Consider the following 26,906-nt stretch of genomic DNA (forward strand, 5'->3'; position numbering starts at 1 on the left):
CGTCAAGCAGAAGCGTGGAATGGTTTGCCGAGATCGGCGGGGGCGGCCCCCGCCCGTCCGGCGCGGCGTGAAATAAGCACGAGGACGAGGATGGTGACAAGGTAGGGCGCGGCACTCAGCAGCTCCACCGGGACCTTTGCACCCGCTGTCTGAAGGTTCAGCTGCAACACGGTGATACCGCCGAAAAGATAGGCACCGACCAGAACGCGGCCGGCCCGCCAGCTGGCGAAGACGACGATGGCGAGGGCGATCCACCCCGCCCCGGCCGTCATCCCTTCGGTCCATTGCGGCACGCGCACAAGGGACAGATAGGCCCCACCCAGACCGGCACAGGCCCCGCCGAAGGCAATGGCCGCCAGCCGCACCCGGCGCACGTGATAGCCGAGGGCATGGGCCGCCTCGTGGCTTTCGCCCACGGCCCGCAGGATCAGGCCTGCCCGGCTGAACTTGAGGAAGGCCCAGACGGCGACGACCAGCGCCAGCGACAGGTAGACGATGGGATCATGGCCGAAGACGACGCGCCCCACGAAGGGCAGGTCGCTGAGCGGCCCGAGGTCGATGCGCCCGAGCGTCTGCGCCTTGACCCCGACATAGCCCTGCCCGAGCAGCGCCGAGAGGCCGAGGCCGAACAACGTCAGCGCCAGCCCGGTCGCCACCTGATTGGAAAGGAGGACCTGCGTCAGCACCCCGAACAGCAACGCCAGAACCGCACCGCCGAGGGCAGCGGCCAGAAAGCCGAGCCAGGGGGAGCCGGTCTCGACCCCGATGATGAAGCCGCAGATGGCGCCCATAATCATCATCCCCTCGACTCCGAGGTTCAGGACACCGGCCTTCTCGACCACCATCTCGCCGATGGCGGCCAGCAGGATGGGCGTCGCCGCGACCATCAGGGACGCGATGAGGAGGGTTGGGGAAATCGCGCTCAGGTCCATGCAGGGCCCCTGTGGTATCGGCAGACGTCAGACAAAGAACCACCCCCAGGTGATGAACGCCGAAGCGAAGGCCCCGAGGGTCAGACCGAATGCCAGCGCCATGACGAAGCGCGGCACGACCGGGCGACGTCGACCGTGGGCGCGGTTCAGGGTGTAAAGGCCGAGGGCCGTGAGGACGGCAGCGATGGAGGGCATCCAGCCCCACCCCATCAGAAAGGCGGCAATGGTCACCCCGGTGAACCCGGCCATGCCGCCCATCACCATGCCCGCGCAGGTCAGGATCGCCATGGGGAGCGAGGCCGGTCGCTCCTCGCTCGTCAGCAAGGCCGAGGGCTCGCGATACCGGGGCTTGAACCCCGGGAAAGACCCGGTGCCCGACCGATTGTTCATGTCATCAGCCACAAGAGCACCCCCGGGAAGGTCTGGATCAGAACGACGGTCAGGAAGGCACTGACCGCGCCCATCCGGGTCGCCCAGGCGACCACGGGCGCGTCACGGTCGAGGGTCGCCTCGGGGATCGCGCCATAGGTCAGCCACCGGCGCAGGACGCGGAACCCCCGCGCCACCGCCTGCGACATCGGGTCCGGGAAGAGGCCCAGCCAGACCGCCCAGAGCCCGCCCAGCCAGAGGTCGAGCGGGGCCACAAGGAAGGCCATGGTCAGATAGCCGATCAGAAAGCCGAGCGTCGCCCAGGCCGTTAGTTCCAGCCGGGGGAGGTTGATGGGGGGCGACCAATTGCTCATGCCGCGACCCCCCGTCCCATCCGCACACGGAAGTTGGTCAGGACGTCGATGGCCAACAGGAAGAACAGCAGCATCCCCTGAAACGCGCTGATCGCGGCGGCAGGCAGGCCGAGGTTTCCCGCCGCGTTGTCCCCGCCCACGTAGGTGAGCGCCATGAGAAGGCCCGCCGCCACGATGCCCAGGGGGTTCAGGCGGCCCAGAAAGGCGACGATGATCGCGGTGAAACCATAGCCCGAGGCGAAGTCGATGCTGATCTGGCCCGCCGGGCCAGTGACCTCGAAAAGCCCCGCCATGCCGGCCAGAACCCCGGCGAGGCCCAGACAGACCACCACCAGACGCCCGGGCACGACACCGGCAAAGCGGGCGGCACGCGGGGCCGACCCGGCCAGACGGATCTGGAAGCCCATCAGGTGCCGGGTCAGCATGACCTGCGCGAAGATGACCGCGACGACCGCGGCCACAACACCCCAATGGATGCCCGTATCGGCCCAGATTTCGAGGTTGGCGGAGGCCTCCCACCGGCTCAGGTTGCGCGAGCCGGGAAAGCCCGAGCTTTCGGGATTTCGCAGCCAGCCGACGGCGGCAGAGGCCAGAAGGTTCTCGGCCACATAGACCAGCATCAGCGAGACGAGGATTTCATTGGTCCCGAACCGCACCTTCAGAAGGGCCGGGATCATCGCCCAGAGGAACCCGCCAAGCGCGCCCGCGACGATCATCAGCGGAAAGATCAGCCGGGTCTCGGCGGGATAGAAGGCCAGACCCGCCGCCGCACCGCAAAGCGCGCCGACGATATACTGGCCCTCGGCCCCGATGTTCCAAATGCCCGCCCGGAACCCCATGGCCAGACCCACGGCAATCAGGATGAGCGGCCCCGCCTTGATCAGCAGCTGGCCCCGGAAATACCACGCAAACTCGCCAAAGATCGGGTCCCAGAAGATTGTGCGCAGCGCCTCGAACGGGTCCTTGCCCAGGGCCGCGAACATCAGCCCGCCCGCCACCATGGTCAGCACGACCGCCACCAGCGGCGAAATCCCCGACCAGAGGCGCGACGGTGTGGGGCGACGCTCCAACCGGATCACGACGCCGCCTCCAGATCATGCGCTCCGCCCAGCATCAGGCCGATCCGCTCCATCGTGAGGGTCGCCGTGGGCACAGGCTCGCCCAGACGCCCTTCGTTCAGCGCAGCAAAACGGTCGGAGATTTCCAGCAATTCATCGAGGTCCTGGCTGATGACGATGACACCCGCCCCGCCCGCCGCCAGATCGAGCAGCGCCTGGCGGATGGCGGCGGCGGCGGCGGCATCGACGCCCCAGGTGGGTTGGTTCACCACCAGAACGCGCGGGTCCTGAAGCACCTCGCGCCCGATGACGAATTTCTGCAGGTTGCCACCCGACAGGCTCCGCGCGGCCACGTGGGGGCCGGGGGTGCGCACATCGAAGCGGGCGATGATGTCCTCGGCGAACCCACGCGCGGCGGACCAGTCGAGGAAACCGGCCCTCAGCATCCCCTTGCGGTCGGCCCCGGTCATGGCGGCGTTTTCCGTTAGGCTCATATCGGGGGCGGCGGAATGGCCCAGACGTTCCTCGGGCGCGCAGAGCAGACCAGCCCGCCTGCGCTCCGTCGGCCGCAGCCGCGAGACATCCCGCCCCTCCAGCGTGACCGCACCGGGCGTCGACAGCCGCTCGCCCGACAGGGCCGAGAGCAATTCGTCCTGCCCGTTGCCCGCGACACCGCCGATACCCAGAACCTCCCCCGCCCGAAGGGTCAGCGAGACCTGGCGGAGCGGCGTACCGAACTGCGACATCGGCGGCAGCGACAGGTCCGCGACCTGAAGAACGGGCGCACCGGGCGCACCGCCCCTGGACGTGGGCGCCTTGAAGGCCGCGCCGACCATCTGTTCAGCCATATCGGCCGCCGAAGTCGTGCGCGGATCGCAGGCCCCCACCACCTTGCCGCCGCGCAGGATGGTGGCCGCATCGCACAGCGCGCGGATCTCCTCCAGCTTGTGGGAAATATAGAGGATCGACGTGCCCTCGGACGCCAGCTTGCGCAGCGTCGCAAAAAGGATGGCGACCTCCTGCGGCGTCAGGACCGACGTGGGTTCGTCCATGATCAGGAGTTTGGGATCCTGCAACAGGCAGCGCACGATCTCGACCCGCTGACGCTCGCCCGCCGACAGATCGCCCACCAGCCGTTCGGGGTCGAGCGGCAGGCCATAGGCCTGCGACACCTCGCGGATGCGGCGCGACAGATCGCGCTGGCCCGGCGGGTTTTCCATGCCCAGGCCGACATTCTCGGCCACGCTCAGCGCTTCGAACAGGCTGAAATGCTGGAACACCATGGCGACGCCCGCCGTCCGCGCGGCGCGGGGGTCCTCTGGGGCAAAGGGCGCACCGCTCAGGCGCATCGTCCCCGCATCGGGTTTGACCAGACCATAGATCGTCTTGACCAGCGTCGACTTGCCGGCGCCGTTTTCCCCCAACAACGCGTGAATCCCGCCGCGCGCCACCGTGAACGACACATCGTCGTTGGCCACGACGCCGGGATAGGCCTTGGTCAGCCCCGAAAGGTCCAGCAGGTCGGTCAGGTCGTGTCCTTCATCGGCAGATCCCCCGGGGGCGTGCGCGAAAGTAGTCTCGCCGCAACGCCAATCGCAATGGCCTGGGGATGTTTTCCAAGGGACGGATCGCCGATGGGGCAGGTTATGCGGTCGATTTCAGCATCCGAATGGCCCAATGCGCCAAGGCGGGATCGAAAGCGCGCCCATTTGCTGGCCGACCCGATCAACCCGCAGAACGTGAAGCCCCGGACAAGCGCCGCGTGGCAAAGCGCCAGGTCGACTTCATGGGAATAGGTCAGGATCAGGTGCTCTGCGGTGCCGGGCGCATGCGCCATGGCCCGGCCGGGATCGACGGCGACCAGACGCTCTGCGCCCTGCGGGATCGCCGGGAAGCGCGCCGCATCCGTATCGACCCAGATGACGTCGAACTGCGGCAGCGGGGCCAATGTGCCGACCAGGGCCGCGCCCACGTGCCCCGCGCCCCAGACCCACACGGGGCGGGCAGGCGACGTGGCCACCTCCTGCAACCAGCCATCGGCAAAGGCGAACCCCCGCATCTCCGGAGCCCCCGCCTGCCCCTCGACTCGGCGCAGCCACGGCAGAGGGGGGACGACCTCCAGCCGCTCGGTCACCAGCGTCACCGACCCGCCGCAGCATTGGCCAAGCGCGGGGCCAAGCGGTATCCGGTCGACCCGCGGGCCGCCTCCGGCCAGAACCTCCCGCGCCCGCGCCAGCGCCTGCCACTCGAGCGCGCCGCCGCCGATGGTGCCCTGAAATCCATCCGCCCAGACCAGCATCGACGTGCCCGCCCCGCGCGGCACCGACCCCTTGGCCTGCGCCACCAGAACCCGCGCCACCGGACCATGGACGGCCAGAACCGCACCGATCTCGGCCGGGTTCAGGGTCATCGGACGGCCTGAACCGCCTGCAGGATACGCTCGGGCGTGGCCGGGGCGTCGAGCGCGGGATAGCCTGCGCCACAGGCGGCAACCGCATGGGACAGGGCCAGAAAGACGCTGTTGCCATGCATGAACGGCGGCTCTCCCACCGCCTTGGAGCGATAGATCGTCTCCTCCCGGTTGGCACCCTGCCATAGGGCGACATTGAACACGGGCGGCACGTCGGATGCGCAGGGGATCTTGTAGGTCGAGGGGGCGTGGGTGCGCAGGCGGCCCTTGCCATCCCAGACCAACTCCTCGGTCGTCAACCACCCGGCCCCCTGCACGAAGCCCCCCTCGACCTGCCCGATGTCCAGCGCGGGGTTCAGGGACGCCCCCGCGTCGTGCAGAATGTCGGTCCGCAGGATGCGGTTCTCGCCGGTCAGTGTGTCGATGACGACCTCCGAACAGGCAACCCCATAGGCGAAATAGTAGAACGGCCGCCCCTGCCCTGCCTCGCGATCCCAGCTGATCTCGGGCGTGGCATAGAACCCGGTGGACGACAGGGAAACGCGCGCGGCATAGGCCATGGCCGCCGCCTCGGCAAAGCCGTAGGACGCGCCTCCGACCTTCACCCGGTCATCGGCAAAGACCACCGAAGCCGCGTCGGCCTGATGCGTTTCGGCCAGATGGTCGGCGATGCGATCCCGGATCGTGTCGCAGGCCGCCTTGACCGCCATCCCGTTGAGATCGGCCCCGGACGAGGCCGCCGTGGCCGAGGTGTTGGGCACCTTGCCGGTGTCCGTCGCCGTCACCTTCACCCGCGCGATATCGCAGCCGAACCGGTCGGCAGCCACCTGCACCACCTTGGAATGCAGCCCCTGCCCCATCTCGGTGCCGCCGTGGTTCAGATGGATAGACCCGTCCGCATAGACATGGACCAGCGCCCCCGCCTGATTGAGGTGGGTCAGCGTGAACGAAATGCCAAACTTGACCGGCGTCACCGCGATCCCGCGTTTGAGGATCGGGTTCGCGGCATTCCACTCTGCGACCCGCGCCTTGCGCGCCGCATAATCGCAGCTCTCGACCAGGTGCGCGGTCATCGCCTCAAGACAGAAATCCGTGACGGCCTGGCCATAATGTGTGCGACCATTCTTCTCTGCTTTGGAAATACTCCGGGGGGTCCGGGGGGCTGGCCCCCCGGCCTCTCCACCGGCATCGCCATAGTAATTCAGCCGCCGCACCTCGAGCGGATCCCGCCCCACCACATGGGCCAGGTGATCCATCACCCGCTCGACGCCCAACAGGCCCTGGGGCCCGCCGAAGCCGCGAAAGGCCGTCGCCGATTGGGTGTTGGTCCGCAGCCGCCAGGACGTGATCTCCATCGCCGGGATATCATAGGCATTGTCGGCATGGAGCATGGCTCGGTCGGCCACCGGCAGCGACAGGTCCTGCGCCCAGCCACATCGCGTCCAGTGACGAAACCGGATGCCCAGAACGCGGCCCTCGTCGTCGTGACCGACCTCATAGGCGACGCGGAAATCGTGCCGCTTGCCGGTGATCGTGAAATCGTCGTCCCGGTCGTAGCGCATCCGGCAGGGTCGCCCGGTCCGACGCGCCGCCATGGCGCAGGCGATGGCCAGCGCATTGCCCTGACTCTCCTTGCCACCAAAGCCGCCCCCCATGCGCCGCACCTCGGCGCGCACGGCATGCATGGGCACGCCCAGTGCATCGGCCACCTTGTGCTGGATCTCGGTCGGATGCTGGGTCGAGGTCAGGACATGCATCTCGCTCCCCTCTCCCGGCAGGGCCAGCGCGGCCTGACCTTCCAGATAGAAATGCTCCTGCCCGCCAATCTCGATCTGACCCGTCAGGACATGGGGCGCCTTGGCCAAGGCATCCTCCACATCCCCGTCCGACCAGACGCGCGGCCCGCCATCGAACCAGCTTTCGGCGGCAAGGGCGTCCTCGATCGACAGGATGGGCGTGTCCTCCGCGATCCCGATCTTGCCGAGAGCAGCGGCGCGGCGCGCGTTCAGATGTGTGTCGGCGAGGACCAGAAAGACCGGCTGCCCGACATAGTGGATGCGCCCCGTCGCAAGCAACGGCTCATCGTGGTTCGAGGGCGAGCAATCGGGCATGCTCTCGAAATCGTCGGCCGTCAGAACGGCCAGGACACCCGGCGCGCCGCGCACGGCGGAAAGATCCAGTCCGGTGATTTCGCCGCTGGCCACATCCGACAGTCCGAACGCCAGATGCAGGCAGCCTGCGGGGGCCGGAACGTCGTCGGTATAGCGCGCGGTTCCGGTGACATGCAGGTGGGCGGATTCGTGCGGCAGGGGTTTGGCCACGCTCATGGCTGCACCTCCAGGATCGACGGGGTGTCCGAGGCAAGGCGCAGCAGCATCCCCCGGGCTGCGCGCATCCGGTAGTCGGCCGAGGCCCGCATGTCGCTGAGCGGGGAAAAATCCTTGCTCAAGGATTTTGCCGCCGCCTCCAGCGTCGCATTGTCGAAGGCGCGTCCGGTCAGGGCGGCCTCGGTCGCACGCGCCCGTTTCGGCGTGCCCGCCATGCCCCCGAAGGCCACGCGGGCCGAGACGACGGTGCCGTCCTCGACGATCACATTGAACGCGCCACAGACCGCCGAGATATCCTGATCGAACCGTTTGGACAGCTTGTGACACCGCAGTGTGTCGGGCTGGCGCGGGATGCTGATCCGCTCGACGAATTCCCCGGGCGCACGGTCCTGCTTGCCGTAGTCGAGAAAGAAGTTCTCCAGCGGCATCGACCGCCGCGCGTCGCCCCGGCGCAGATGCAGCGTGGCCCCGAGGGCAATCAGCGGCGGCGGGCTGTCCCCGATGGGCGAGCCATTTGCGATATTGCCGCCAATGGTCGCGGCGTTGCGGACCTGCACGCTGCCGTAGCGGCGCAGAAGCTCTGCGAACCCGGCGAAATGGGGCGCGATGGCGTGGCGCAGGGTCTCCATGTCCGTCATCGCGCCGATGTCCAGCGCCGTGTCGGTCACGGTCACCCCGCGCAGGTCATCGCACCCCACGAGGAAGGCCATGGTGCCAAGCGGTCGGAATTGCTTGGTGACCCAGAGGCCGACATCGGTGGCCCCCGCGACCAGCGTCGCGTCGGGGTGGTCCAGATACCAATCCGCCAATTCGTCGGCATTGCACGGATGGAACTGTGCGGACTGGCGGACGGACGGGCCCGCGACCGGCGCCTCCCGCATCAGGTCCGGCACCGGCGCGGCCTCGCAGGCCTTCGCGGCGCGCAGGATGGGGGCATAGCCGGTGCAGCGGCACAGGTTGCCCGCGATCTGGTCGAGGTGGTCGGTGGCACCGTTCGCATGGGCGGCGGCCATGGTCGTGACGAACCCCGGCGTGCAGAACCCGCATTGCGATCCGTGATGGTCGATCATCGCCGTCTGGACCGGATGCAGGGTGCCGTCGGCGGCGGTCAGCCCCTCGACCGTGCGCACCGCCCGCCCTGCCAGTTGCGACAGGAACAGGATGCAGGCGTTGAGCGCGCGGGGCGACCCGTCCGCCCCGGTCACGATGACCGAACAGGCACCACAATCACCTTCGTTGCAGCCCTCCTTGGTTCCGGTCAGGCCCCGATCCTCGCGCAGCCAGTCAAGCAGGGTTGCGGTCGGATCATCGGTCGTGGCGGTCACGTCTTCGCCATTCAGGCGGAAGGAAATCTCCATGTCGTCTTTCGCCGCGATACCAGATGCCGGGACCTGCCCCCTCGATGCGGCGTAGAGGAGACGGCTGAATGAAACCCGGCCACACGCGAATTTGCAAGGCCGGGCGCTTGATCGCGACGTGGGGTCGCGCAACAGTCCGCGAATGTCCCTTTCCGATTTCCTTCATGACGTATCCGAACACCTCCGGATCTATCTGCTTGCCGGGACATTGGTGGCCGTCGGTGTGGACGTGGCGGGGAACGTCTCGGGATCGATGCGCGGCGCGCCCGGGACCGCCATGGCGGACATGGGAATGTCGCTGGCTCCGCAGGACAGCAGCCTCTCGGTTCTTCTGGCGATACAGGCCATCGGCGCGATGATCGCGCTGGTCGGGGGCGTTCTCTATCTTGCGAACATGTGGTCCGGCTTCCTGGCCCTGCGCGCGTTCCGGTTTCGCTTCAAGGAGCGTGGACCCCTTCTCAAGGCCTGCGGCTGGAGCGCCGCTTTCGCCTATATCCTGATCTCTGCCGTGATCGGCCTCGCGGTGAATGCCGTCTATCTTGCCTTGGTGGGCTGAGAGCCCTTCCGGCGGCGGGCGACGCGGGCTAGAACCGGGTCATGCCTGATCCGAAATTCATCCACCTGCGTCTTCACACCGAGTATTCGCTGCTGGAAGGCGCGGTGCGCCTGAAGTCGCTGCCCGACCTGGTGGCCCGCGCCGACATGCCCGCCGTGGCCGTGACCGACACCAACAACATGTTCGCCGCACTCGAGGCGGCCTCCGGTCTGGCGGGGCGCGGCATCCAGCCGATCATGGGCTGTCAGATCGACGTGATGCACGACCCGGTGGATGTCGGCGAAAAGCCCCGCAAACCGGCACCCGTCGTCCTGCTGGCGCAGTCCGAGACGGGATACGAGGCGCTGATGCAGCTCAATTCCTGCCTCTACCTCAAGCGGCCAGACCTTCTGCCGCAGGTGACTTTCGAGGAGTTGGCGGAGCATTCGGAGGGGCTGATCTGTCTGACCGGCGGGCCGGACGGTGCCATCGGTCGTCTGGTGGCCGACGGTCAGGAGGCCAAGGCCGAGGCCAACCTTGGCCGCCTGCACGGCATTTTCGGCGACCGACTCTATATCGAATTGCAACGCCACGGCGCGCCCGAACCGACCGAGCGGTTCCACGTCGAACAGGCCTATGCGCGGGGCATTCCACTGGTCGCGACCAACGACGTCTATTTCCCCGACGCCAAGATGTACGAGGCGCATGACGCCTTTCTGTGCATCGGCGAAGGCGCCTATGTCGACCAGCAGGCCCCGCGTCGCAAGGTCACCCCGCGCCACCATTTCGCCAGTCAGGCCGAGATGGCGACGCTCTTCGCGGACCTGCCCGAAGCGTTGGAGAACACGATCGAGATCGCCCGCCGTTGCGCCTTCAAGGCCTATGGACGCGACCCGATCCTGCCGAAGTTCGCCGACGACGAGGTGACCGAACTGCGCCGCCAGTCCGAAGCCGGGCTCAAGGCGCGGCTGGCCGTCATTCCGCATGCGGCCGCGGTCGAGGAGTACGAGAAACGGCTCGACTTCGAATTGGGCGTGATCGAGGGGATGGGCTTTCCGGGCTACTTCCTGATCGTGGCCGACTTCATCAAATGGGCCAAGGATCAGGGGATTCCCGTGGGCCCGGGCCGGGGGTCGGGCGCGGGATCGCTCGTCGCCTATGCCCTGACGATCACCGACCTCGACCCGCTGCGCTATGGCCTGCTGTTCGAGCGGTTCCTGAACCCCGAACGTGTGTCGATGCCGGACTTCGACATCGACTTCTGCATGGATCGCCGGGAAGAGGTGATCCAATACGTCCAGGAGAAATACGGTCGCGACCGCGTGGGCCAGATCATCACCTTCGGCGCGCTTCTGTCGAAGGCGGCGGTGCGCGACGTGGGCCGGGTTCTGGGCATGTCGTATTTCCAGTGCGACCAGCTGTCGAAGATGATTCCGGTCGAGGGGGTCAAACCCGTCTCGATCACCAAGGCCCTGGCCGACGAGCCGCGCCTGCGCGAAGCCGCGCGCGAATCCGAGCAGGACAGGAGGGAGGGGCGCACGAACCCCGTGAAGCGCCTGCTGGACTACGCCGAAAAGCTGGAGGGGCTCTTGCGCAATGCCTCGACCCACGCGGCAGGTGTCGTGATCGGGGACCGGCCACTGGACCACCTTGTGCCGCTCTACAAGGACCCGCGCTCGGACATGCCCGCCACCCAGTTCAACATGAAGTGGGTCGAGAAGGCCGGTCTGGTCAAATTCGACTTCCTGGGCCTCAAGACCCTGACGCAGGTGCAGAACGCGGTCGAGTTGATCCGGGCACAGGGCAGGGACATCCACGTGGCCGCCGACGGGCGGCAGCTCTATGACCCCGCACCGGGAACCGAGAACGACATCAACGCCATCCCGCTGGAGGATGAGGCGAGCTATGCCCTCTATTCCGCCGCGCGCACCGTTGCCGTGTTCCAGGTCGAATCCACGGGCATGATGGACGCGCTGCGCCGCATGAAACCGACCTGCATCGAGGATATCGTGGCCCTTGTGGCGCTCTATCGGCCCGGCCCGATGGAGAACATCCCGAAGTATTGCGAGGTCAAGAACGGGCTGAGCACGCGCGACACGCTGCACCCCTCGATCGACCACATCCTGGACGAGACCCAGGGCATCATCGTCTATCAGGAACAGGTGATGCAGATCGCGCAGGAGATGGCGGGCTATTCGCTCGGCGGCGCCGATCTTCTGCGCCGCGCCATGGGCAAGAAGATCCAGGCCGAGATGGACGCGCAACGCCCTCTGTTTCTTGACGGCGCGGCAAAGAACGGCGTCGACAAGACCAAGGCGATGGAGGTCTGGAACCTTCTCGACAAGTTCGCCAACTACGGCTTCAACAAGTCCCACGCCGCCGCCTATGCCGTCGTCAGCTATCAGACGGCTTGGCTCAAGGCGAACCATCCGGTCGAATTCATGGCCGGGATCATGAATTCCGACATCCACCTGACCGACAAGCTGGCCGTCTATGCCGAAGAGGTCCGCAAGGCGACCGACCGGGGCGGCCTTGGCCTGACCATCGTGCCGCCTTGCGTGAACCGCTCGGGCGCGCGGTTCAGCGTGGCCGACGGCAAGCTGGTCTACGGCCTGGGCGCGCTCAAGAACGTGGGCGTGGACGCCATGGGCCTGGTGGTCGAGGGTCGCGGCGACCGGCCCTTTGCGACGCTCTATGATTTCGCGCGGCGGGTCGACCTGAAACGGGTGGGCAAGCGCCCGCTGGAAATGCTGGCCCGCGCCGGCGCCTTCGACGAGCTGGACGGCAACCGCGCCCGTGTGCTCGAGGCGCTGGACGGTCTGGTCGGCTATTCCGCCGCCATTCACGATCAGCGCGCGTCCAATCAGGTGTCGCTGTTCGGCGAGGCGGGGGACGACCTGCCCGAACCGCGCCTGCCGTTCCGCGATGACTGGCTTCCGGCGGAACGTCTGGGCGAGGAGTTCAAGGCCATCGGGTTCTATCTGTCGGGCCACCCGCTCGACGACTACATGATCGCGCTGAAACGGCAGGGGGTGAAGACCCTGGCCGAGGTGCAGGCGATGACGGCCAATGGCCCGATGGTCGCCAAGCTGGCCGGGATCGTGTCGGCCCGGCAGGAGCGTAAATCGGCGCGCGGCAACCGCTTTGCCTTCGTGCAGGCCAGCGACCCCTCGGGCGCCTATGAGGCGATGGTCTTTTCGGACACGCTGGATGCCAGTCGGACCCATCTGGAACCCGGCTGCCGCGTCATCCTGCAGATCGAGGCGAGCCAGGAGTCCGATCAGTTGAAGTTGCTCGCCCGCGCCGTGACGCCCATGGACGATGCCGTCGATGCCGCGCCCCAGGTCGGTTTGCGGATCTTCCTCGACGACGCGGGCGCGGTCCCGTCGCTGCAAGGATTGCTGGAGCGGCTGTCCGGCGAGTCCGGGGCGCGTGGACGCGGGCCGATCCACCTCTGTCTTCTGGGCGAGGACCTGCCGGGCGAAGTGGAACTGCGGCTGCCCGATCCCTATCCCGTCAATCCGCAGGTCAAGGGCGCGCTGCGGTCCCTGCCGGGCGTCGCCATGGTCGAGGATGTCTGACAGAGGGTCGGACGACCTGCTGGTGGCGGTCGACGGCTCTGCGTCGCCCCGTGCGTCTGGCCGGATCATGCCTTTGCAGGACCCGGACCATTTCCATTGGGCTGAGGCATTCGCAAGTTGGCAGGACCCGAGGCCGTTCTGGACGGCGTCACTTTCCCCTGGGGTCGGCGAATGATCGACTCGGACCGCTTCCTTGATGACCTTCGGACCCTGCGCGCCATCGGCGGGCGGGGAACCGGCGTGGTGCGTCGCGCCTTCGATGCGCAGGACGTACGCGCGCGCCACTGGCTGGCCACGCAATTCGCCGAAGCCGGGCTGGAGGCGCGGATCGATCCGGCGGGGAACGTCTGGGGTCTGCGCGGCCCGCTCCTGATCGGATCGCACACCGACACCCAGCCCGAGGGCGGGTGGCTCGACGGCGCGCTCGGCGTGATCGCGGGGCTTGCGGTCGCGCGGCACAATCCCGGCGTCTCGGTAGTGAGTTTCCAGGACGAAGAAGGGCGGTTCGGCGCCACGACAGGATCGGAAATCTGGACGGGGGCGCTGACGCTGGAAGATGCGGACCGGCTTGCCGATCTGGAGGGTGTCACCTTCGGCGCGGCGCGGCAGGCCCTGCCCGCCACCGGCGATTTCCCCAGACCCGACCGGTTCACCGCCTACCTCGAGCCGCATATCGAACAGGGCCCCGTCCTTGACGCCGAAGCGCTGGCGGCGGGGGTGGTCACCGCCATCGTCGGCCTGCGCCAGATCACGGTCGAGTTGACGGGCCAGCAGAACCATGCAGGCACTACACCGATGCCCCTGCGCGTCGATGCGCTGCGCGGCCTGTCGGACGTCGATCATCTGTTGCGCGACCGCCTTCGCAATGTCGTGACGCCCCAATCCGTCTGGACCATCGGCCACGTCAGCCTGCACCCCAACGCGCCCTCGGCCATCCCGGGGCGCGTGCGGTTCACGGTGCAATGGCGCGATGCGGAAACGGCGCGGCTGGACCGGATGGAGGGTGTCATCCGCGATGCCCTGGTCCAGGTGGCGGACGCCAGCGGTCTGGGTCTGGCGGTCAGCGACACCTCTGTGCTGCCCCCGGTCGCGATGGACGAAACCCTGCGCGCCGCCTTGCAGGACTCGGCCCGCAAACACGCGCCCGATGCCTGGCGCGACATGCCATCCGGCGCGCTCCACGATGCGACGAACGTCAGCCGCGTCCTGCCGGTCGCCATGCTCTTTGCGCCGTCCATCGGCGGGATCAGCCACGATTTCGCCGAAGACACCGCCGAGGCGGACCTGGTGACCTGTCTGAACATCCTGGCCGGGGCGGCGGACAGCCTGACCTAGATCGGCAGAGCGGTGGTGTCCTTGATGTCTTCCATGACGAAACTGGCCGAAATATCGGTCACCTGCACCCGCGCGATCAGCGCCTTGTAGAACCGGTCGTAATCGGCCACGTCGCGCACCCGGACGCGCAGCACATAGTCCAGCTCTCCGGTCATGCGGTGCGCGCCCTGGATTTCCGGCATGGCCACGACGGCGGCCTGAAACCGGTCCAGCCACCCGGTCTCATGGGCGCCCGCATGGATCAGCACCAGAACCGACAACCCGAGGTTCAGCTTGGCCGCATCCAGATGCGCGACCCGCTCGCGGATGATGCCCGCGTCCTCCATTCGCCGGATCCGCCGCCAGCAGGCATTGCGCGACAGCGAGACCCGGTCGGACAGCGCATCCAGGCTCAGACTGCAGTCTTTCTGAAGGACTCGCAGGATACGGAGGTCTGTTTCGTCTGTTTCACTCGTCATACTTGGGATATTATCCCAACCTTGACCCGCAACACAATCGAAATTGAGATGATTGCCCGCGCCGCCAGCACCATGATGACGGACAAGCAGAACCGGAGGTGACCATGACCCAGATCGCACAATTCATTCGTGGCTTTCACGATCACCCGGCTTCGGTCGACGAGACCTATTTCGGGCACATGCGCTTTGCCTTCGGGTTCGCAGGCCTTCTGTTTGCTGCGGGCCTTGCCGCGCTGATCCACGCGCTGATCCCGCCGCTGTTCGAGACGACGGCCAGCCGCCTGATCCGCAAGATGCACGCCCGGATCGAAGCCCGGCACTGACCCCATGTGTCGACTGCTTGGATATGCCGGGCCCGCCATCGCGTTGGAGCGGATCATCACCCGGCCCAGCCATTCCCTTTTGAAGCAGTCGCAACATGCCCACGAGGCGAAACTGGCCGTCAACGGCGACGGGTTCGGCATGGCCTGGTACACGGGCCAGGACGCTGAGCCGGGCCTTTACCGCGATGTCCTCCCCGCGTGGTCCGATGGCAACCTGCCGTCGCTCTGCAGGGTGATCCGCGCGCCGCTGTTTCTGGCGCATGTGCGGGCGGGGACGACGGGCGGAACCAGCCGGTCGAACTGCCACCCCTTCGTGTCAGGCCGCTGGAGCTTTGCCCACAATGGCCAGATCGCAGGCTTTTCGGAGCTGCGCCGCGCCCTCGAGGCCGACCTGCCCGACCATCTCTATGCCCTGCGGCAAGGCACGACGGACAGCGAGATCCTGTTCCTGACGATGCTGGACGAAGGGTTGGACGACGATCCGATCGGGGCTGTGGCACGCGCCATCGCCCGGATCGAGCGCATGCAGGGCGGCGGCGCGCCCAACCGGATCACCTGTGTCCTGGCCGATGGCAGCCGGATCATCGGGGTGCGGCATTCGGGCGACGGCCATGCCCCGACGCTCTATGTCTCCGCCGGGGTTCTGGATCACGGCGGGCGGGCACTCGCGTCGGAGCCACTGGACGGTTGCGCGGCCAACTGGACGGCCCTTCCCGAAGGCGGTGTCGTGATTCTGTCGGCCGACGCCATGGAAATCTCGTCGCTTCCCGGACTGGCCGACCGGGCCGCCGCCTGAGCCGTCAAAGCCAGGTCACCTCGCCCAGAAAGATATACCCGGCCCCGTAGATCGTCTTGATGAGGGCGGGGGCCTTGGGATCCTCGCCTAGTTTCGCCCGCAGGCGCGAGATGCGGACATCCATTGCACGGTCGAAACTGTCCGATGCGCTGCCGCCCAGGGCCTCCTGCATCTCGGCCCGGGTCAGAAGGCGTCTGGGACGTTCCAGAAACAGCCGCAGGATCTCTGCCTCGGCCTGGCTGAAGGTCGCGTCGCCCCCCGGAACACGGTCAGCGGGACCAGACAACGTGAAGCGGTCGAAATCGGCGGTATAGGGTCCGAAGGTGGCGACGCGACCCTGTGCGGCGACCGGCGCCTTGCGCAGACGGGCGCGGATGCGGGCGACGATCTCGGCGGGCTCGAAGGGTTTGACCACGTAATCGTCGGCCCCGAGTTCCAGCCCGGTCACCCGGTCCTGCACCTGACCCCGCCCCGAGATGATGATGATCGCCGCCCCCCCTTCGAGCGCCAGACGCGAAACGACGGCCAGCCCGTCCCGGTCGGGCAGGCCCAGATCGACAAGGCAGACATCCGGCCCCTGACCGGGTGGGGCGGCGCGCAACGCCGCCTCGAAGGCATCGGCGCGGGCATAGGTCGCCACGTTCATCCCCGCCGCCGTCAAGGCCTCCGACAGCAGGCTGCGGATCGCCGGGTCGTCATCCAGAAGGGCGATGCGCGGCGTCACGACAAAGCCGCCGACAGCTTGCCCACCGAAAACGGCTTGCGCAGGACGGGCCAGCGTCCCGCCGCCTCGCGGTAGAGAGGCGCATCCCCCGGCAGAGACGTCATCAGCGCCACCGGCAGGCCCCGGGCCTCGGCCAGGGCGGCAAGGTCGAGGCCGGTCTCGCTCGACTTCAGCATGATATCCGACAGCAGAAGGCCGATGCCGTCGATGTCCAGAAGGTCGCGCGCCTCGTCGACCGTGGCGGCTTCGAGCACCGAATGACCGGCGGCAACCAGACGGTCGCGCACGGCTTCGCGGATATGGGCGGCGTCTTCCACCAGCAGGACAAGCGTCGGCGGCAGGCCCGGGGGCGGCTGGCGCAGCGGCAGACGCAGGGTGACACGCGCCCCGCCCGTGGGCACATTGGACAGCCGGGTCGTACCTCCGCCCAGTTTCACCACATCATAGACCATCGACAGGCCGAGACCCGTTCCGTCCTCGCCCTTTTCGGTAAAGAACGGCTCCGCCCCCTTGGTCAGCGCTTCGGCGCTGAAGCCCGGGCCGGTGTCGGTGACCGTCAGTTCCACCCAGGTGTCGCGCAGGGCGCGGGCGGCAATGGTAACCGTGCCCGGCCCGGCACCGATGGCGTCACGGGCATTCAACACGAGATTCAGAAGGGCATCGCGCAGCGCGTCGGGATCGAGCAGGACCGGCTGCTCCAACCCCTCGACGCCCCAGTCCAGCGTCAGATCGGCGGACAGGGATGCGCCAGCCAGCACCGCCACTTCGGCCAGGAACCTGCGCAGATCAGTTGCCCGGGGGCGCAGGTCGCGCGGCCCCGACAGGCCCGCGATCTGTTCGATCAGGGTGCCGCCCCGTGTGGCCGCGACGCCGATGGCGGCGATGGCCTCGGCGGCGTCGGGCGGCAGGTCCATACCGGACAGCTTGTCCTTCAGGCCCAGGATCACGGTCAGCAGATTCGCGAAGTCATGGGCCATGCCCGACGTGAGCTGTGCGGCGACCTGACGCCCGGCGGCCTGCGACAGGGCGGCGCGGGCCTGAGCCTCTTCGGTGATGTCAACGGAGAGGGCATAGGCCCCGATCACAACACCATCTTCGAGGTCGGGGGTGAAACTGACCCGAATGCGGCGGCTGGAGGCTTCGTGCGAAATCTCGAAGACCGACGCCTCGCCGTCGAGCGCACGGGTCAGATGCGGCGCGGTCAGGGCATAGGTCTGGGGGCCAAGCGCCTCGGCCATGGTCAGGCCGACGATGTCGGTCGGCGTGCCCGGCATCACCGCCCCAAGCCGTCGGTTCGAAAAGGTGTAACGCCGGTCGCGGTCCAGCCGTGCGATATGGGCGGGCAGCATCTCTGTGGTCAGCTGGATACGCGCCGCCATTTCAGTCGCCTCGCGGCGCGCCTCGGTCAGGGCGGCATTGGCGGCGGCCAGCTGGCGGTTGGCCTGCCCCACTTCCTCGGCCCGGGCGAGCAATTGATCCGACAGGGTTTCGGACCGGGCCCGCAGCAGCCGTTCCTGCGCCTTGATCGCGGTGATGTCGGTATAGACGGTGACCCAGCCCCCCTGCGGCAGGGGCGCGCCCTCGACCGAGATGACCTGACCATTGGGGCGTGTGCGTTCCAGGTAGTGCGGCTCGAACGCGCGGGCCTGGGCCAGACGTTCGGCCAGCATGGCGTCGATATCGTCGACGGGGCCGTATTCGCCGCGTTCCAGAAGGTGTCGGATGGTATCGCCAAAATCGGACCCGGGCTCGGTCAGCGCCTCGGGCAGGTCGAACATGGTGGCGAACATCCGGTTGCAGACCGCAAGGCGCAAATCGGCGTCATAGATCGACAGACCCTGACCGATCAGGTTCAGGCCGGCCTGAGTCAGCCGCGTCGTCATTGCCTTGCGATCGCTCATCATCCCCCCGTGGCGCGAAGGCTATCACGGCGGCGGGTGGCGGCAAGTTGATACAATTCGTTGCAATTCAGCAAAACCGGTGAAGGAATCGCGTCCCAAGGTGACGGGGCCGCGTCGGGGAGGATGCGGCACAGGGGGGATCAGACATGGCCGACCTTCGGACGATTCCGGATTTCATGGATCGCAACGCCACCAGCTTTGCGCAGGCCCCTGCCTACCGCGAAAAGGAATTCGGCATCTGGCAGGAGTGGACCTGGGCCGAGGCCCGGGCCGAGATCGAGGAGATCGCCCGGGGCCTGATCGTGCAGGGCTTGGAGATCGGGGAACATGTGGGCGTCATCGGACGCAACCGCCCGCAACTTTATATGGCCATGGTCGCCGCCCAATGCGCCGGTGGCATTCCCGTCCCGCTCTATCAGGATGCCGTGGGCGAGGAGCTGGCCTATGTCCTGGGCCACTGCGCCGCCCGCTTCGTCATCGCCGCCGATCAGGAGCAGGTCGACAAGGTGATCGAGGTGAAGGACCGGATCGAGGGTCTGCGCCACATCGTCTATCTGGATGGTCGGGGCCTGCGGAAATACGACCATTCCGCCATGTCATCGATGGAGGCCTTGCGCGAAAAGGGCCGCGCCGCCGACCGGGCCGAGATGGACCGCCGCCGTGCCCAGCAGACGGGCGCCACCACTTGCGTCATGCTCTATACCTCCGGCACGACAGGGCGGCCCAAGGGCGTGGTGCTCAGCCATGACAACATCGTGGAGACGTCGAAGAACTCCAGCGGCTTCGACGGGCTGCGGCAGGGGGACGAGGTTCTGGCCTATCTGCCGATGGCCTGGGTCGGGGATTTCATCTTCTCCATCGGGCAGGCCATGGTCACCGGCTTCTGTGTGAATTGCCCTGAAAGCGCCGACACCGTCATGCACGACCTGCGCGAGATCGGGCCGACCTATTACTTCGCCCCGCCCCGCGTATTCGAGACACAGCTGACCAACGTCATGATCCGGATGGAGGACGCGAGCCGCTTCAAGAAGTGGCTTTTTGATCGCGCCATGGCCCACGCCAAGACCATCGGGCCGAAACTGCTCGACGGGGAAGAGGTCGGTTTCATGGACCGGCTGAAATACAAACTGGGCGAAATCTTCGTCTTCGGGCCGCTCAAGAACACACTGGGGCTGAGCCGGGTGCGCGTCGGCTATACCGCCGGAGAGGCCATCGGGCCGGAACTTTTCGATTTCTACCGCTCCATCGGCATCAACCTGAAGCAGCTTTACGGCCAGACCGAAGCCTCGGTCTTCATCACCCAGCAGAAGGACAACGAGGTCCGCTCCGACACCGTGGGCACGCCGACCCCGGGGGTGGAGCTTCGGATCGCGGAGAACGGCGAGGTGTTCTATCGCTCGCCCGGGACCTTCGTCGAATACTACAACAATCCCGAAAGCACCGCCTCGACCAAGGACCCGGAAGGCTGGGTCGCCACCGGCGACGCGGGCTTCATCGAGGAAGGCACCGGCCACCTGCGGATCATCGACCGCGCCAAGGATGTGGGCAAGATGGCGTCGGGCGCTCTGTTCGCGCCCAAGTTCGTGGAGAACAAGCTGAAGTTCTATCCCGACATCTATGAGGCTGTGGTCTTCGGCAATGGGCGCGACCGCTGCGTGGCCTTCGTCAACATCGACCTGACCGCCGTGGGCAACTGGGCGGAGCGCAACAACATCGCCTATGCCTCCTATCAGGAGCTGGCCCAGCATCCCCGCGTGCTGGAAACCATCACCAATCATGTCGAGACGGTCAACAAATCGGTGGCCGAGGACGAAATGCTGTCCGGCTGCCAGATCCACCGCTTCCTTGTCCTGCACAAGCAGCTGGACGCCGACGACGAGGAAATGACCCGCACCCAAAAGGTCAAGCGCCGCACCATCGAAGAGAAATACGCCGACCTGATCGAGGGCCTCTATAGCGGCGTGGACGAGGTCTATACCGAAACCGAAGTCACCTATGAGGACGGCCGCAAGGGCAAGATCAAGGCGACGGTAAAGATGTGCGATGCCAAGGTCGTGCCGGTGACGGCCAAGGTGCTGGAGGCGGCGGAGTGATCACAACAAACCATAAATTTCTGGCAGGCTTTGCTTGTGCGTGCGGCCTCGCTTGCGGCTTGCTTGGCGGCAATATCGACGGCGGAACATTGGCCCTATTTGCGATGGTTGCGGCATGGCCTGCCGCAGCCTTTGGATACTACCTAGGAAAATCCCGAGAAATTGAGAACGATCACAACCGATATGAAGGAGCGTTTGGAGCGATCGGCGGCGGCTTTGCTTCAACTCTGTTTTCTACTTTTCCGTTCGTTCTCGGTCTCGGTGCCGGATGGTTTATCGCACCAGTTCTAGGGAGCGCGTAGAATGAACGCCCAACCCGACACCTTCACCACCGCAGACGGGCGGACGATTGGGGGCACCGTCATGGACCTGCGCAACATTACGCTGCGGTTTGGCGGGGTGAACCCCGCCCTCCGGCGTTTGATCGGCTGCGTTGTCTTCTGCCTGCTTGGCGCCCCGGCTTTGGCCGAGACGCTCAGCGACGACATGACCTTTGCGATGAACCATTGTCTGGGGCCGATCGCCTATGGGATCGACGCCGAAACGGACGCGCTGGAGCCGACCACGGCGGAAGCCCTGGGGCGCACGCCGGAGCCGAGCCCGGCCTTTTCCGACCCCGCGTTTCATCTGGGCCCCGAGGGGCAGGTGCTTGCGCGGATGCAGGCCGGGGAGCAGCGTTTTTGCCAGGTCTCGTTGACCGAAGGGTCGCTGGACGTGGATCGCGCGATGGTTTTCGTCGCCGCGGACATTCTGAACCTTGCGCTGAGCGGAAGTTGTGCGCGCCGCGCCGAGACCGAGCCGACCCTGGTCCATCTTGCCAGCTGGGATCGCAATGCGCGCGGCTTTTACACAAGCGTCACCCTGAGCGAGAGCCGCGAAACGGGGCATCTCAACCTGATCGCGGGGGAATGGCCGACGTCCCGTTTGGACAAGCGGTGCGAATGATGGTCCGGCTGACCCCGAAACCCCCTGTGACTTTGCGGAGGAGACCGGCATGAGCGTGCTGACCTTTGCCCTGATCATGACGGCCATCGGGCTGCCACTGGCCTTTGCGGCACGGCGGGTAGCGTCGGACAAGCTGGCAAATGCGATGATCTATGCCGCCGGGATCGGCATGGGGATGTCTTGGAAGCTGTTGGTCTTCCGCGATGGCGGGATCATCAGAACCTTCGTTTTCATCCTTGTGGGCATGGGCGTGGCCCTCGTGCTGGGCGGGGGACTCGCACCCATGAAAAGAGGTCGGGAATGACAGGTCTCCAGCACATCATGCGCCTCCGGGGCCGATGCGTGACGCTCTGCGCGGCGATCGTCCTGGCCGCAGGTACGGCAGAGGCCGAACATGCGGAAACCGTCGCCAAGATCGCGATGGACCGCTGCATCGCCACAATGAGCGCGGGCTCGCCCCCGGACGTGAGCGGGCTGCGCCCCCTCGACAATGTGGCAGGGTCTGCGTTCAGCGATGCGGCCATGACTCCTGATGATGAGATCGCCGTTGACCCGCGGGTGTTGCGGGGCCTGCGCGATTGTCAGGTTGCGTCGGACACACGGCGCGTGAAACTCGGTCCCGACGCCATCGCCGCCGCCAAAGCGACCTTTTCCGAGCTGGCCGACAGGCTCGTGGCCGACGGCGGTTTTGTCGAACAATCCATCACGGGACCGACCGAAGGTATGGTCGGATCGTTCTTCGTCGAAGAGGGTGACTTCGTGCGCCGTCTCGCCTCGACTGCTCCGGTTCGCGAGGGCCTCTACATTGAAGTGAGCCTGATGACCGGGGCCTATCACGGCGAAGTCGCCATTGTGGTGTCCGAGCATTTCGGCCCCCCGCCCGAGGAGGTATCCCTGCGATGAATGCCCAACCCCAGACAGTGACGGCGGACGGTCGCACGATTGGCGACGTGGTCATGGATATGCGCAACATCACGCTGCGGTTTGGCGGGGTGGAGGCGATCAAGGATATTTCCTTCGACATCCGCGAGGGGGAGATCCGGGCGATCATCGGGCCGAACGGGGCGGGCAAGTCGTCGATGCTCAACGTCATCAGCGGCTTCTACGTCCCGCAGGAGGGGGAGGTCTGGTTTCGCGGCAAACCGCGCCCGCCGATGAAGCCCTACGAGGTCGCCCAGCAGGGGATCGCGCGGACGTTCCAGAACATCGCCCTGTTCGAGGGGATGTCGGTCCTCGACAACGTGATGTGCGGGCGGCTTGGGCACATGAAGACCAACATGCTGACGCAGGCGCTGTGGTGGGGAAAGGCCGCTCGGGAGGAAGAGGAGAACCGCGAAGCCGTCGAACGGGTCATCGATTTCCTTGAAATTCAAGCCATTAGAAAGACACCGGTCGGTCGCCTGCCCTACGGCCTCAAGAAGCGGGTGGAGCTGGCGCGGGCCCTTGCGGCAGAGCCGAAGCTTCTGCTGCTGGACGAGCCGATGGCCGGCATGAACGTCGAGGAAAAGGAGGACATGTCGCGTTTCATCCTCGATGTGAACGACGAATTCGGCACGACGATCGCGTTGATCGAACACGACATGGGCGTGGTCATGGACCTGTCGGACCGGGTCGTGGTGATGGATTACGGCAAGAAGATCGGGGACGGCACGCCCCATGAGGTGCGCAACAATCAGGCAGTGATCGACGCCTATCTGGGGGTTGCCCATGACTGACGGGCGCTTCGGGATATGCGGCCCGGAAGCCACAGGCGGGGGGCGCATTTCGTACACCCCCGGTACACCCCCCGTACACCCCCCGTGCAGACGGGTTGACGGGCGGGGGCGCTCTGGTTTCTGGTGCGCGGTCGCCGCCGGTCTGACCCTTGGCGGCCCGGCGCTGGCTGATCCCGCATGGGACGCTTTCGAGGCGCGGTGCCTGACGCCGATGGCGGATTTCGAACTGGCCGCGCCGACGGACCTGCCGCTGCTTCGGTCGCTCAAGAATGACGGGAACGGCTATTCGGTCTTCGACGGGGGCGGGTTCGAGGTGCGGGTTTCGGACCGGTTGGACGCCGAGGGGCGCGGCCTTTTTGGCGCGGCCATGTGTTCGGTGGTGACCGCAGGCGAGGGCGCCGAGACGGCGAATGCCTTCCTCATGTGGTCGTCCCGCCCCGAAGCCTTCGAGATGTGGGAAGAGGTCGCGGGCGACGGCACGGCGCTGGTCCTGCGGTCGACCACATGGCGGGAGCCGAAGATGGAGGTCTCGCTCACCATGGGACCGGAGTCCGTCCGGCTGAAGGCAGAGGAGACCGACCTTGAGAGTTGAGCAGACATTGCGACGCGCATCTAGCCGCCGCGCGTTCGGCGGTCTGGTCCTTGGCCTGATGGTCGGCGCCGGGACGATGGCGTCGGCACAGGGTGATCCGCGACAGGGCGTCGTTCAGGCCGTCCAGGACTGTGCCGCATTCGTGGCGGCGAAATCGACCGAGATCTTCCCCGAGCCCGGGTTCGAGATGGCAGGCGATATCCTGTTCGAGACGACGCAGGACAGGCCGGCCTCGGGCCTTGCGCTGAAATTCACGCATTTCATTCCGGCCACGCCCGAAGGTTCCGGTTCGGCAGCGCCGCCGCATCTGTGGCAATGCAATGTCACCGGCAGCCGCCTTTCCAGACCGATCTGGTTGGCGGCGGATATACGCGGGCTGTTCTCGGACGCGACTGCAATTCTCCCGACGCTGGAGGTCCGGAAGGCGGAAGACGAAAACTGGCAGTATGAGGATTGCGCCGACCCCGCCGCCCCGGTGGATTACGCGTTCGGGCTGTCCAAGGTGGGCCACCTGTACGTGCAGGTGACCGCGCCGACGCTTGACGCATTTTCCTGCCGCGACCTGATCGAGGTGGACCGGCTGTTCTATGCCTGTGTCTATGCCTTTGCCAAAGAGCCGTGGGAGAAGATCCGCGAGGCAAGCGGCGAGGCGTCGGTCCCCGGGCAGTTCACCCTGCATCACGATGAAACGCTTGACGATCTGGTGGGTTTCGCGCCCGGCACGGACGGTACCCGGCGGGGCACGGTCGAGACGGAAGTCGGCCCCGTGGAGGTCGCGCTGACCGGGGTGGCTCCGACCACCGAATGCCGCGTCGAGGGGACGGCCAGCGAGGAGGTGCTGAACGACTGGCTCGTCTCTGCGTCGATCTTCTATGACGGCGGTTTCTTCCGCTTCGATGGCGGCCGGGGGGTCTATACCTGCGCCCCGAGTTTCCCGAGCGTCGCGATGTTCCTCGAGGAGAGGCCGCTGGACGGCGGGGCCGTGGCCTTCGCGCTGACCATGGACACCGGGGATTATCCCACGCTGCGCGAGATGTGTGCGGGATGAGGATTATGTGCCCCACCCTGCCCCTATGGGCCGCTGCGGTTGCTGTCGGCCTTGTGTCGACTGCGTCGATGGCCACGGGCGAGCCGACGCGAGCGGAGGTGATCGCGGACATGTCCCGTGGCGTGGACATGTGCCTGGACGCCCTGCGGACGGGGGATACGCGGGTGATCGAGGCACTGCAGACCGTTTATGGCACGTCTGTGGCCGTCGGCACACCCACGAAAGCACTTCCGAAGTGGAGCGCGCGGCTCCGACTGGAAACGCTGGAAGAAGGCACGCCTGACGTCCGCGGATGCCATGTCGGCACGACGGACGAATGGCAGGAGAGCCTTGTTCGACCGGACATCATGACCTGGGCCGAAAGCAAGATGACCGACGTCACGGCGGACACTGCTGTCACGCGTTTTCCCGTTCCCGTCCGACTCGGCGGTCCGGCACGTGTCTGGTGCGAGCAAAGTGTCGGCCTTTTCGCGAGCATCGGCCACGGACTGACGGGTCAGGGAGTGGACATTGCCATATCAAGGATCGACCCCGAAACGCCCCCTTCGCCGAACACGCCCCCCAACCCCTGCAACCCGGAGTAGACCATGCCAGATCAAGTGCTGTTCGGATTAGAAGTGGCCCTGAACGGGTTGATGGCGGGAGTGATGTATTCGCTGGTCGCCCTCGGGTTCGTGCTGATCTTCAAGGCGTCGGGCATCTTCAACTATGCCCAGGGGGTCATGGCGCTCTTCGCGGCGATGACATTGGTGGGGATCCAGAACGGCCAGGTGCCGTTCAGCCACCTGATCAACGCGACCTTCGGGACCGATATCCATTATTTCGGATGGCAGGCGCCGGCCCTTCTGGCGATCCTGCTGACGGTGGTGGTGATGGCGGTGTTCGCCTGGCTGGTGAACCGGCTGGTGTTCCGCCACCTCGTCAATCAGGAGCCGATCATCCTGTTCATGGCGACCATCGGTCTGGCGTATTTCCTGGAGGGGGTCGCGGACCTGATGTGGGGGTCCGAGATCAAGAAGCTGGACGTCGGCCTGCCGCAAGGCATCAACGAATGGATCGACGGGGCGACGTTCGAGATCTTCGGCTATGGCTTCTTCATCGACAATCTGGACCTTGTGGCGACGGTGATCGCGGCCCTGCTGGTCGGCGGGCTGGTGGTGTTTTCGCAATACACCAAGCAGGGCCGGGCCTTGCGCGCGGTGGCCGACGACCATCAGGCGGCCTTGTCGGTGGGCATCTCGCTCAACTTCATCTGGGTGCTGGTCTGGTCCATCGCGGGGTTCGTCGCCCTGGTCGCGGGGATCATGTGGGGCGCCAAGTCGGGGGTGCAGTTCTCGCTGTCGCTGATCGCGCTGAAGGCCCTGCCGGTGCTGATGCTGGGCGGGTTCACGTCGATCCCGGGGGCCATTGTCGGCGGGTTGATCATCGGGGTGGGCGAGAAGCTGTTCGAGTTCCTGATCGGCGCGCCCTACCTTGGGGGGGCCACCGAGAACTGGTTCGCCTATGTGCTGGCGCTCGCCTTCCTTGTGGTGCGTCCGCAGGGTTTGTTCGGGGAGAAGATCATTGAGCGGGTTTGAGATGGCGCCCCGGAATTGTCCCCGGTCTGTCCCGCTTTGGGCCGATTGCGCGGACAGTCTTCAGGTTCGAACGGATCTGGAGACGCGTGCGGATGGGCAAGGTATTTGGATACTTCTTCATGGTGTGCGCCGGGCTATGCCTTCTGGCTCTGGTATCCGATCTGATCTGGATGCGGCGGACTGGCTTCATGTTTGTTCCATTCGGGCAAGAACTGACCTTGTGGTTCATTGGGGGGTATGTCGGCGCGTTCGTCTCACTGATGTTCAGCGCGTGGATCGCTTTCGTCCTGCAAGAGATACGCGAGGGTCAGCAGGACATTCTCGACCGGCTGGCGGGACGGGGTACCGGGCCGTTGACGCTCAAATCCGAACCCCGGTTGCAGCGCTCGCGCGCGGCCTGAGGCTAGCCCGACCGCCTGCGGCGTGCCACGGGAGGAATCCCGTGAGCTGCCCGT

At 66.4% G+C, this 26,906-nt stretch carries 27 protein-coding genes; 16 read left to right on the forward strand and 11 right to left on the reverse strand.

Annotated elements, in window-relative coordinates; translation table 11 throughout:
* Positions 1-2: 2 nt before the first annotated feature.
* From BM002_RS10290 to xdhA, 8 genes are read right to left on the reverse strand one after another with little or no spacing between them, the layout of a single operon-like run.
* Complete coding sequence (locus BM002_RS10290) at positions 3-932, reverse strand: ABC transporter permease (protein WP_092780104.1); 930 nt, start codon at positions 930-932, stop codon at positions 3-5.
* Between the two features lie 27 nt (positions 933-959).
* Positions 960-1,322 (reverse strand): hypothetical protein, encoded by a 363-nt coding sequence (locus BM002_RS10295; RefSeq protein ID WP_092780106.1) that lies wholly within the window; start codon positions 1,320-1,322, stop codon positions 960-962.
* Positions 1,319-1,675 carry a hypothetical protein gene (locus BM002_RS10300; RefSeq protein ID WP_092780108.1) on the reverse strand — a complete coding sequence of 119 codons (357 nt, stop codon included), beginning with the start codon at positions 1,673-1,675 and terminating at the stop codon, positions 1,319-1,321. The genes BM002_RS10295 and BM002_RS10300 overlap by 4 nt, the downstream gene beginning before the upstream one ends.
* Positions 1,672-2,754: an ABC transporter permease gene (locus BM002_RS10305; RefSeq protein WP_092780110.1), complete on the reverse strand. Its 1,083-nt coding sequence runs from the start codon at positions 2,752-2,754 to the stop codon at positions 1,672-1,674. Before BM002_RS10305 ends, BM002_RS10300 begins: the two co-directional genes overlap by 4 nt.
* Positions 2,751-4,262, reverse strand: coding sequence for an ABC transporter ATP-binding protein (locus BM002_RS10310; protein WP_092780112.1), 1,512 nt, complete (start codon positions 4,260-4,262; stop codon positions 2,751-2,753). The genes BM002_RS10305 and BM002_RS10310 overlap by 4 nt, the downstream gene beginning before the upstream one ends.
* Entirely contained in the window at positions 4,259-5,143 is an 885-nt protein-coding gene (xdhC, locus tag BM002_RS10315; RefSeq protein WP_092780114.1) for a xanthine dehydrogenase accessory protein XdhC, read from the reverse strand. The genes BM002_RS10310 and xdhC overlap by 4 nt, the downstream gene beginning before the upstream one ends.
* The gene (gene xdhB / locus BM002_RS10320) at positions 5,140-7,470 is read right to left on the reverse strand and encodes a xanthine dehydrogenase molybdopterin binding subunit (protein WP_092780116.1); all 2,331 of its coding nucleotides are present in this window, start codon (positions 7,468-7,470) and stop codon (positions 5,140-5,142) included. The genes xdhC and xdhB overlap by 4 nt, the downstream gene beginning before the upstream one ends.
* Entirely contained in the window at positions 7,467-8,828 is a 1,362-nt protein-coding gene (gene xdhA, locus BM002_RS10325; protein WP_092780117.1) for a xanthine dehydrogenase small subunit, read from the reverse strand. Before xdhA ends, xdhB begins: the two co-directional genes overlap by 4 nt.
* A gap of 142 nt (positions 8,829-8,970) precedes the next feature.
* Between xdhA and BM002_RS19305 the strand changes: the two genes are divergently transcribed.
* From BM002_RS19305 to BM002_RS10340, 3 genes are all read left to right on the forward strand, one after another.
* A complete protein-coding gene (locus BM002_RS19305) occupies positions 8,971-9,384 on the forward strand; it encodes a hypothetical protein (RefSeq protein WP_092780119.1) in 414 nt (137 codons plus the stop codon).
* Between the two features lie 41 nt (positions 9,385-9,425).
* Positions 9,426-12,944, forward strand: a complete 3,519-nt coding sequence (gene dnaE / locus BM002_RS10335) for a DNA polymerase III subunit alpha (protein WP_092780121.1) — start codon at positions 9,426-9,428, stop codon at positions 12,942-12,944.
* A 171-nt stretch (positions 12,945-13,115) separates the two neighbouring features.
* Entirely contained in the window at positions 13,116-14,279 is a 1,164-nt protein-coding gene (locus BM002_RS10340; RefSeq protein ID WP_092780123.1) for a hydantoinase/carbamoylase family amidase, read from the forward strand.
* Here BM002_RS10340 and BM002_RS10345 read toward each other — a convergent pair.
* Positions 14,276-14,737: an Lrp/AsnC family transcriptional regulator gene (locus BM002_RS10345; RefSeq protein WP_092780125.1), complete on the reverse strand. Its 462-nt coding sequence runs from the start codon at positions 14,735-14,737 to the stop codon at positions 14,276-14,278. The two genes, BM002_RS10340 and BM002_RS10345, sit on opposite strands and share 4 nt — an antisense overlap.
* Before the next feature lie 104 nt (positions 14,738-14,841).
* Here BM002_RS10345 and BM002_RS10350 point away from each other — a divergent pair, with 104 nt between their 5' ends.
* A complete protein-coding gene (locus tag BM002_RS10350; RefSeq protein WP_092780127.1) occupies positions 14,842-15,060 on the forward strand; it encodes a DUF6356 family protein in 219 nt (72 codons plus the stop codon).
* A gap of 4 nt (positions 15,061-15,064) precedes the next feature.
* Entirely contained in the window at positions 15,065-15,856 is a 792-nt protein-coding gene (locus BM002_RS10355) for a class II glutamine amidotransferase (protein ID WP_092780128.1), read from the forward strand.
* Positions 15,857-15,860: 4 nt separating this feature from the next.
* Here BM002_RS10355 and BM002_RS10360 read toward each other — a convergent pair whose 3' ends face one another.
* Positions 15,861-16,580, reverse strand: coding sequence for a response regulator transcription factor (locus BM002_RS10360; RefSeq protein ID WP_245749205.1), 720 nt, complete (start codon positions 16,578-16,580; stop codon positions 15,861-15,863).
* The gene (locus tag BM002_RS10365) at positions 16,577-18,481 is read right to left on the reverse strand and encodes a hybrid sensor histidine kinase/response regulator (RefSeq protein WP_342707315.1); all 1,905 of its coding nucleotides are present in this window, start codon (positions 18,479-18,481) and stop codon (positions 16,577-16,579) included. The genes BM002_RS10360 and BM002_RS10365 overlap by 4 nt, the downstream gene beginning before the upstream one ends.
* 146 nt (positions 18,482-18,627) lie before the next feature.
* Between BM002_RS10365 and BM002_RS10370 the strand changes: the two genes are divergently transcribed.
* The 11 genes from BM002_RS10370 to BM002_RS10415 all read left to right on the forward strand — a co-directional run bounded on the left by BM002_RS10370 (position 18,628) and on the right by BM002_RS10415 (position 26,852).
* A complete protein-coding gene (locus tag BM002_RS10370) occupies positions 18,628-20,574 on the forward strand; it encodes an AMP-binding protein (RefSeq protein ID WP_245749206.1) in 1,947 nt (648 codons plus the stop codon).
* Positions 20,571-20,876: a hypothetical protein gene (locus BM002_RS19075; RefSeq protein ID WP_139212332.1), complete on the forward strand. Its 306-nt coding sequence runs from the start codon at positions 20,571-20,573 to the stop codon at positions 20,874-20,876. Before BM002_RS10370 ends, BM002_RS19075 begins: the two co-directional genes overlap by 4 nt.
* Before the next feature lies 1 nt (position 20,877).
* A complete protein-coding gene (locus BM002_RS19710) occupies positions 20,878-21,519 on the forward strand; it encodes a hypothetical protein (protein WP_092780132.1) in 642 nt (213 codons plus the stop codon).
* Positions 21,520-21,568: 49 nt separating this feature from the next.
* Positions 21,569-21,823, forward strand: a complete 255-nt coding sequence (locus BM002_RS10380; RefSeq protein ID WP_092780134.1) for a hypothetical protein — start codon at positions 21,569-21,571, stop codon at positions 21,821-21,823.
* Positions 21,820-22,422 (forward strand): hypothetical protein, encoded by a 603-nt coding sequence (locus BM002_RS10385; protein WP_092780136.1) that lies wholly within the window; start codon positions 21,820-21,822, stop codon positions 22,420-22,422. The genes BM002_RS10380 and BM002_RS10385 overlap by 4 nt, the downstream gene beginning before the upstream one ends.
* Positions 22,419-23,234 (forward strand): ABC transporter ATP-binding protein, encoded by an 816-nt coding sequence (locus BM002_RS10390; RefSeq protein WP_092780138.1) that lies wholly within the window; start codon positions 22,419-22,421, stop codon positions 23,232-23,234. The genes BM002_RS10385 and BM002_RS10390 overlap by 4 nt, the downstream gene beginning before the upstream one ends.
* Positions 23,235-23,445: 211 nt before the next feature.
* On the forward strand, positions 23,446-23,826 hold the full coding sequence (locus tag BM002_RS10395; protein WP_092780140.1) for a hypothetical protein: 381 nt from the start codon (positions 23,446-23,448) through the stop codon (positions 23,824-23,826).
* Positions 23,816-24,874: a hypothetical protein gene (locus BM002_RS10400; protein ID WP_139212333.1), complete on the forward strand. Its 1,059-nt coding sequence runs from the start codon at positions 23,816-23,818 to the stop codon at positions 24,872-24,874. Before BM002_RS10395 ends, BM002_RS10400 begins: the two co-directional genes overlap by 11 nt.
* Positions 24,875-24,879: 5 nt before the next feature.
* Positions 24,880-25,458: a hypothetical protein gene (locus tag BM002_RS10405; RefSeq protein ID WP_139212334.1), complete on the forward strand. Its 579-nt coding sequence runs from the start codon at positions 24,880-24,882 to the stop codon at positions 25,456-25,458.
* Between the two features lie 3 nt (positions 25,459-25,461).
* Positions 25,462-26,451: a branched-chain amino acid ABC transporter permease gene (locus BM002_RS10410; RefSeq protein WP_092780146.1), complete on the forward strand. Its 990-nt coding sequence runs from the start codon at positions 25,462-25,464 to the stop codon at positions 26,449-26,451.
* 92 nt (positions 26,452-26,543) lie between these two features.
* Positions 26,544-26,852 carry a hypothetical protein gene (locus BM002_RS10415; protein WP_092780148.1) on the forward strand — a complete coding sequence of 103 codons (309 nt, stop codon included), beginning with the start codon at positions 26,544-26,546 and terminating at the stop codon, positions 26,850-26,852.
* The last annotated feature ends 54 nt before the right edge of the window (positions 26,853-26,906 follow it).

The organism is Jannaschia pohangensis (assembly GCF_900113875.1).
In the GTDB taxonomy this organism is placed as follows: domain Bacteria; phylum Pseudomonadota; class Alphaproteobacteria; order Rhodobacterales; family Rhodobacteraceae; genus Jannaschia; species Jannaschia pohangensis.

Excerpts from the sequence above, each read along its gene's own strand:
- BM002_RS10405 (WP_139212334.1), top strand. The coding sequence starts at position 24,880 with ATGTGCCCCACCCTGCCCCTATGGGCCGCTGCGGTTGCTGTCGGCCTT.
- BM002_RS10365 (WP_342707315.1), bottom strand. The coding sequence starts at position 18,481 with ATGAGCGATCGCAAGGCAATGACGACGCGGCTGACTCAGGCCGGCCTG.
- BM002_RS10350 (WP_092780127.1), top strand. The coding sequence starts at position 14,842 with ATGACCCAGATCGCACAATTCATTCGTGGCTTTCACGATCACCCGGCT.
- BM002_RS10415 (WP_092780148.1), top strand. The coding sequence starts at position 26,544 with ATGGGCAAGGTATTTGGATACTTCTTCATGGTGTGCGCCGGGCTATGC.
- BM002_RS19710 (WP_092780132.1), top strand. The coding sequence starts at position 20,878 with ATGAACGCCCAACCCGACACCTTCACCACCGCAGACGGGCGGACGATT.
- xdhB (WP_092780116.1), bottom strand. The coding sequence starts at position 7,470 with ATGAGCGTGGCCAAACCCCTGCCGCACGAATCCGCCCACCTGCATGTC.
- xdhC (WP_092780114.1), bottom strand. The coding sequence starts at position 5,143 with ATGACCCTGAACCCGGCCGAGATCGGTGCGGTTCTGGCCGTCCATGGT.
- BM002_RS10395 (WP_092780140.1), top strand. The coding sequence starts at position 23,446 with ATGGCGGATTTCGAACTGGCCGCGCCGACGGACCTGCCGCTGCTTCGG.
- BM002_RS10410 (WP_092780146.1), top strand. The coding sequence starts at position 25,462 with ATGCCAGATCAAGTGCTGTTCGGATTAGAAGTGGCCCTGAACGGGTTG.
- xdhA (WP_092780117.1), bottom strand. The coding sequence starts at position 8,828 with ATGGAGATTTCCTTCCGCCTGAATGGCGAAGACGTGACCGCCACGACC.
- BM002_RS19305 (WP_092780119.1), top strand. The coding sequence starts at position 8,971 with ATGTCCCTTTCCGATTTCCTTCATGACGTATCCGAACACCTCCGGATC.
- dnaE (WP_092780121.1), top strand. The coding sequence starts at position 9,426 with ATGCCTGATCCGAAATTCATCCACCTGCGTCTTCACACCGAGTATTCG.
- BM002_RS10295 (WP_092780106.1), bottom strand. The coding sequence starts at position 1,322 with ATGAACAATCGGTCGGGCACCGGGTCTTTCCCGGGGTTCAAGCCCCGG.
- BM002_RS10355 (WP_092780128.1), top strand. The coding sequence starts at position 15,065 with ATGTGTCGACTGCTTGGATATGCCGGGCCCGCCATCGCGTTGGAGCGG.
- BM002_RS10385 (WP_092780136.1), top strand. The coding sequence starts at position 21,820 with ATGACAGGTCTCCAGCACATCATGCGCCTCCGGGGCCGATGCGTGACG.
- BM002_RS10370 (WP_245749206.1), top strand. The coding sequence starts at position 18,628 with ATGGCCGACCTTCGGACGATTCCGGATTTCATGGATCGCAACGCCACC.
- BM002_RS10290 (WP_092780104.1), bottom strand. The coding sequence starts at position 932 with ATGGACCTGAGCGCGATTTCCCCAACCCTCCTCATCGCGTCCCTGATG.
- BM002_RS10390 (WP_092780138.1), top strand. The coding sequence starts at position 22,419 with ATGAATGCCCAACCCCAGACAGTGACGGCGGACGGTCGCACGATTGGC.
- BM002_RS10300 (WP_092780108.1), bottom strand. The coding sequence starts at position 1,675 with ATGAGCAATTGGTCGCCCCCCATCAACCTCCCCCGGCTGGAACTAACG.
- BM002_RS10340 (WP_092780123.1), top strand. The coding sequence starts at position 13,116 with ATGATCGACTCGGACCGCTTCCTTGATGACCTTCGGACCCTGCGCGCC.
- BM002_RS10345 (WP_092780125.1), bottom strand. The coding sequence starts at position 14,737 with ATGACGAGTGAAACAGACGAAACAGACCTCCGTATCCTGCGAGTCCTT.
- BM002_RS10380 (WP_092780134.1), top strand. The coding sequence starts at position 21,569 with ATGAGCGTGCTGACCTTTGCCCTGATCATGACGGCCATCGGGCTGCCA.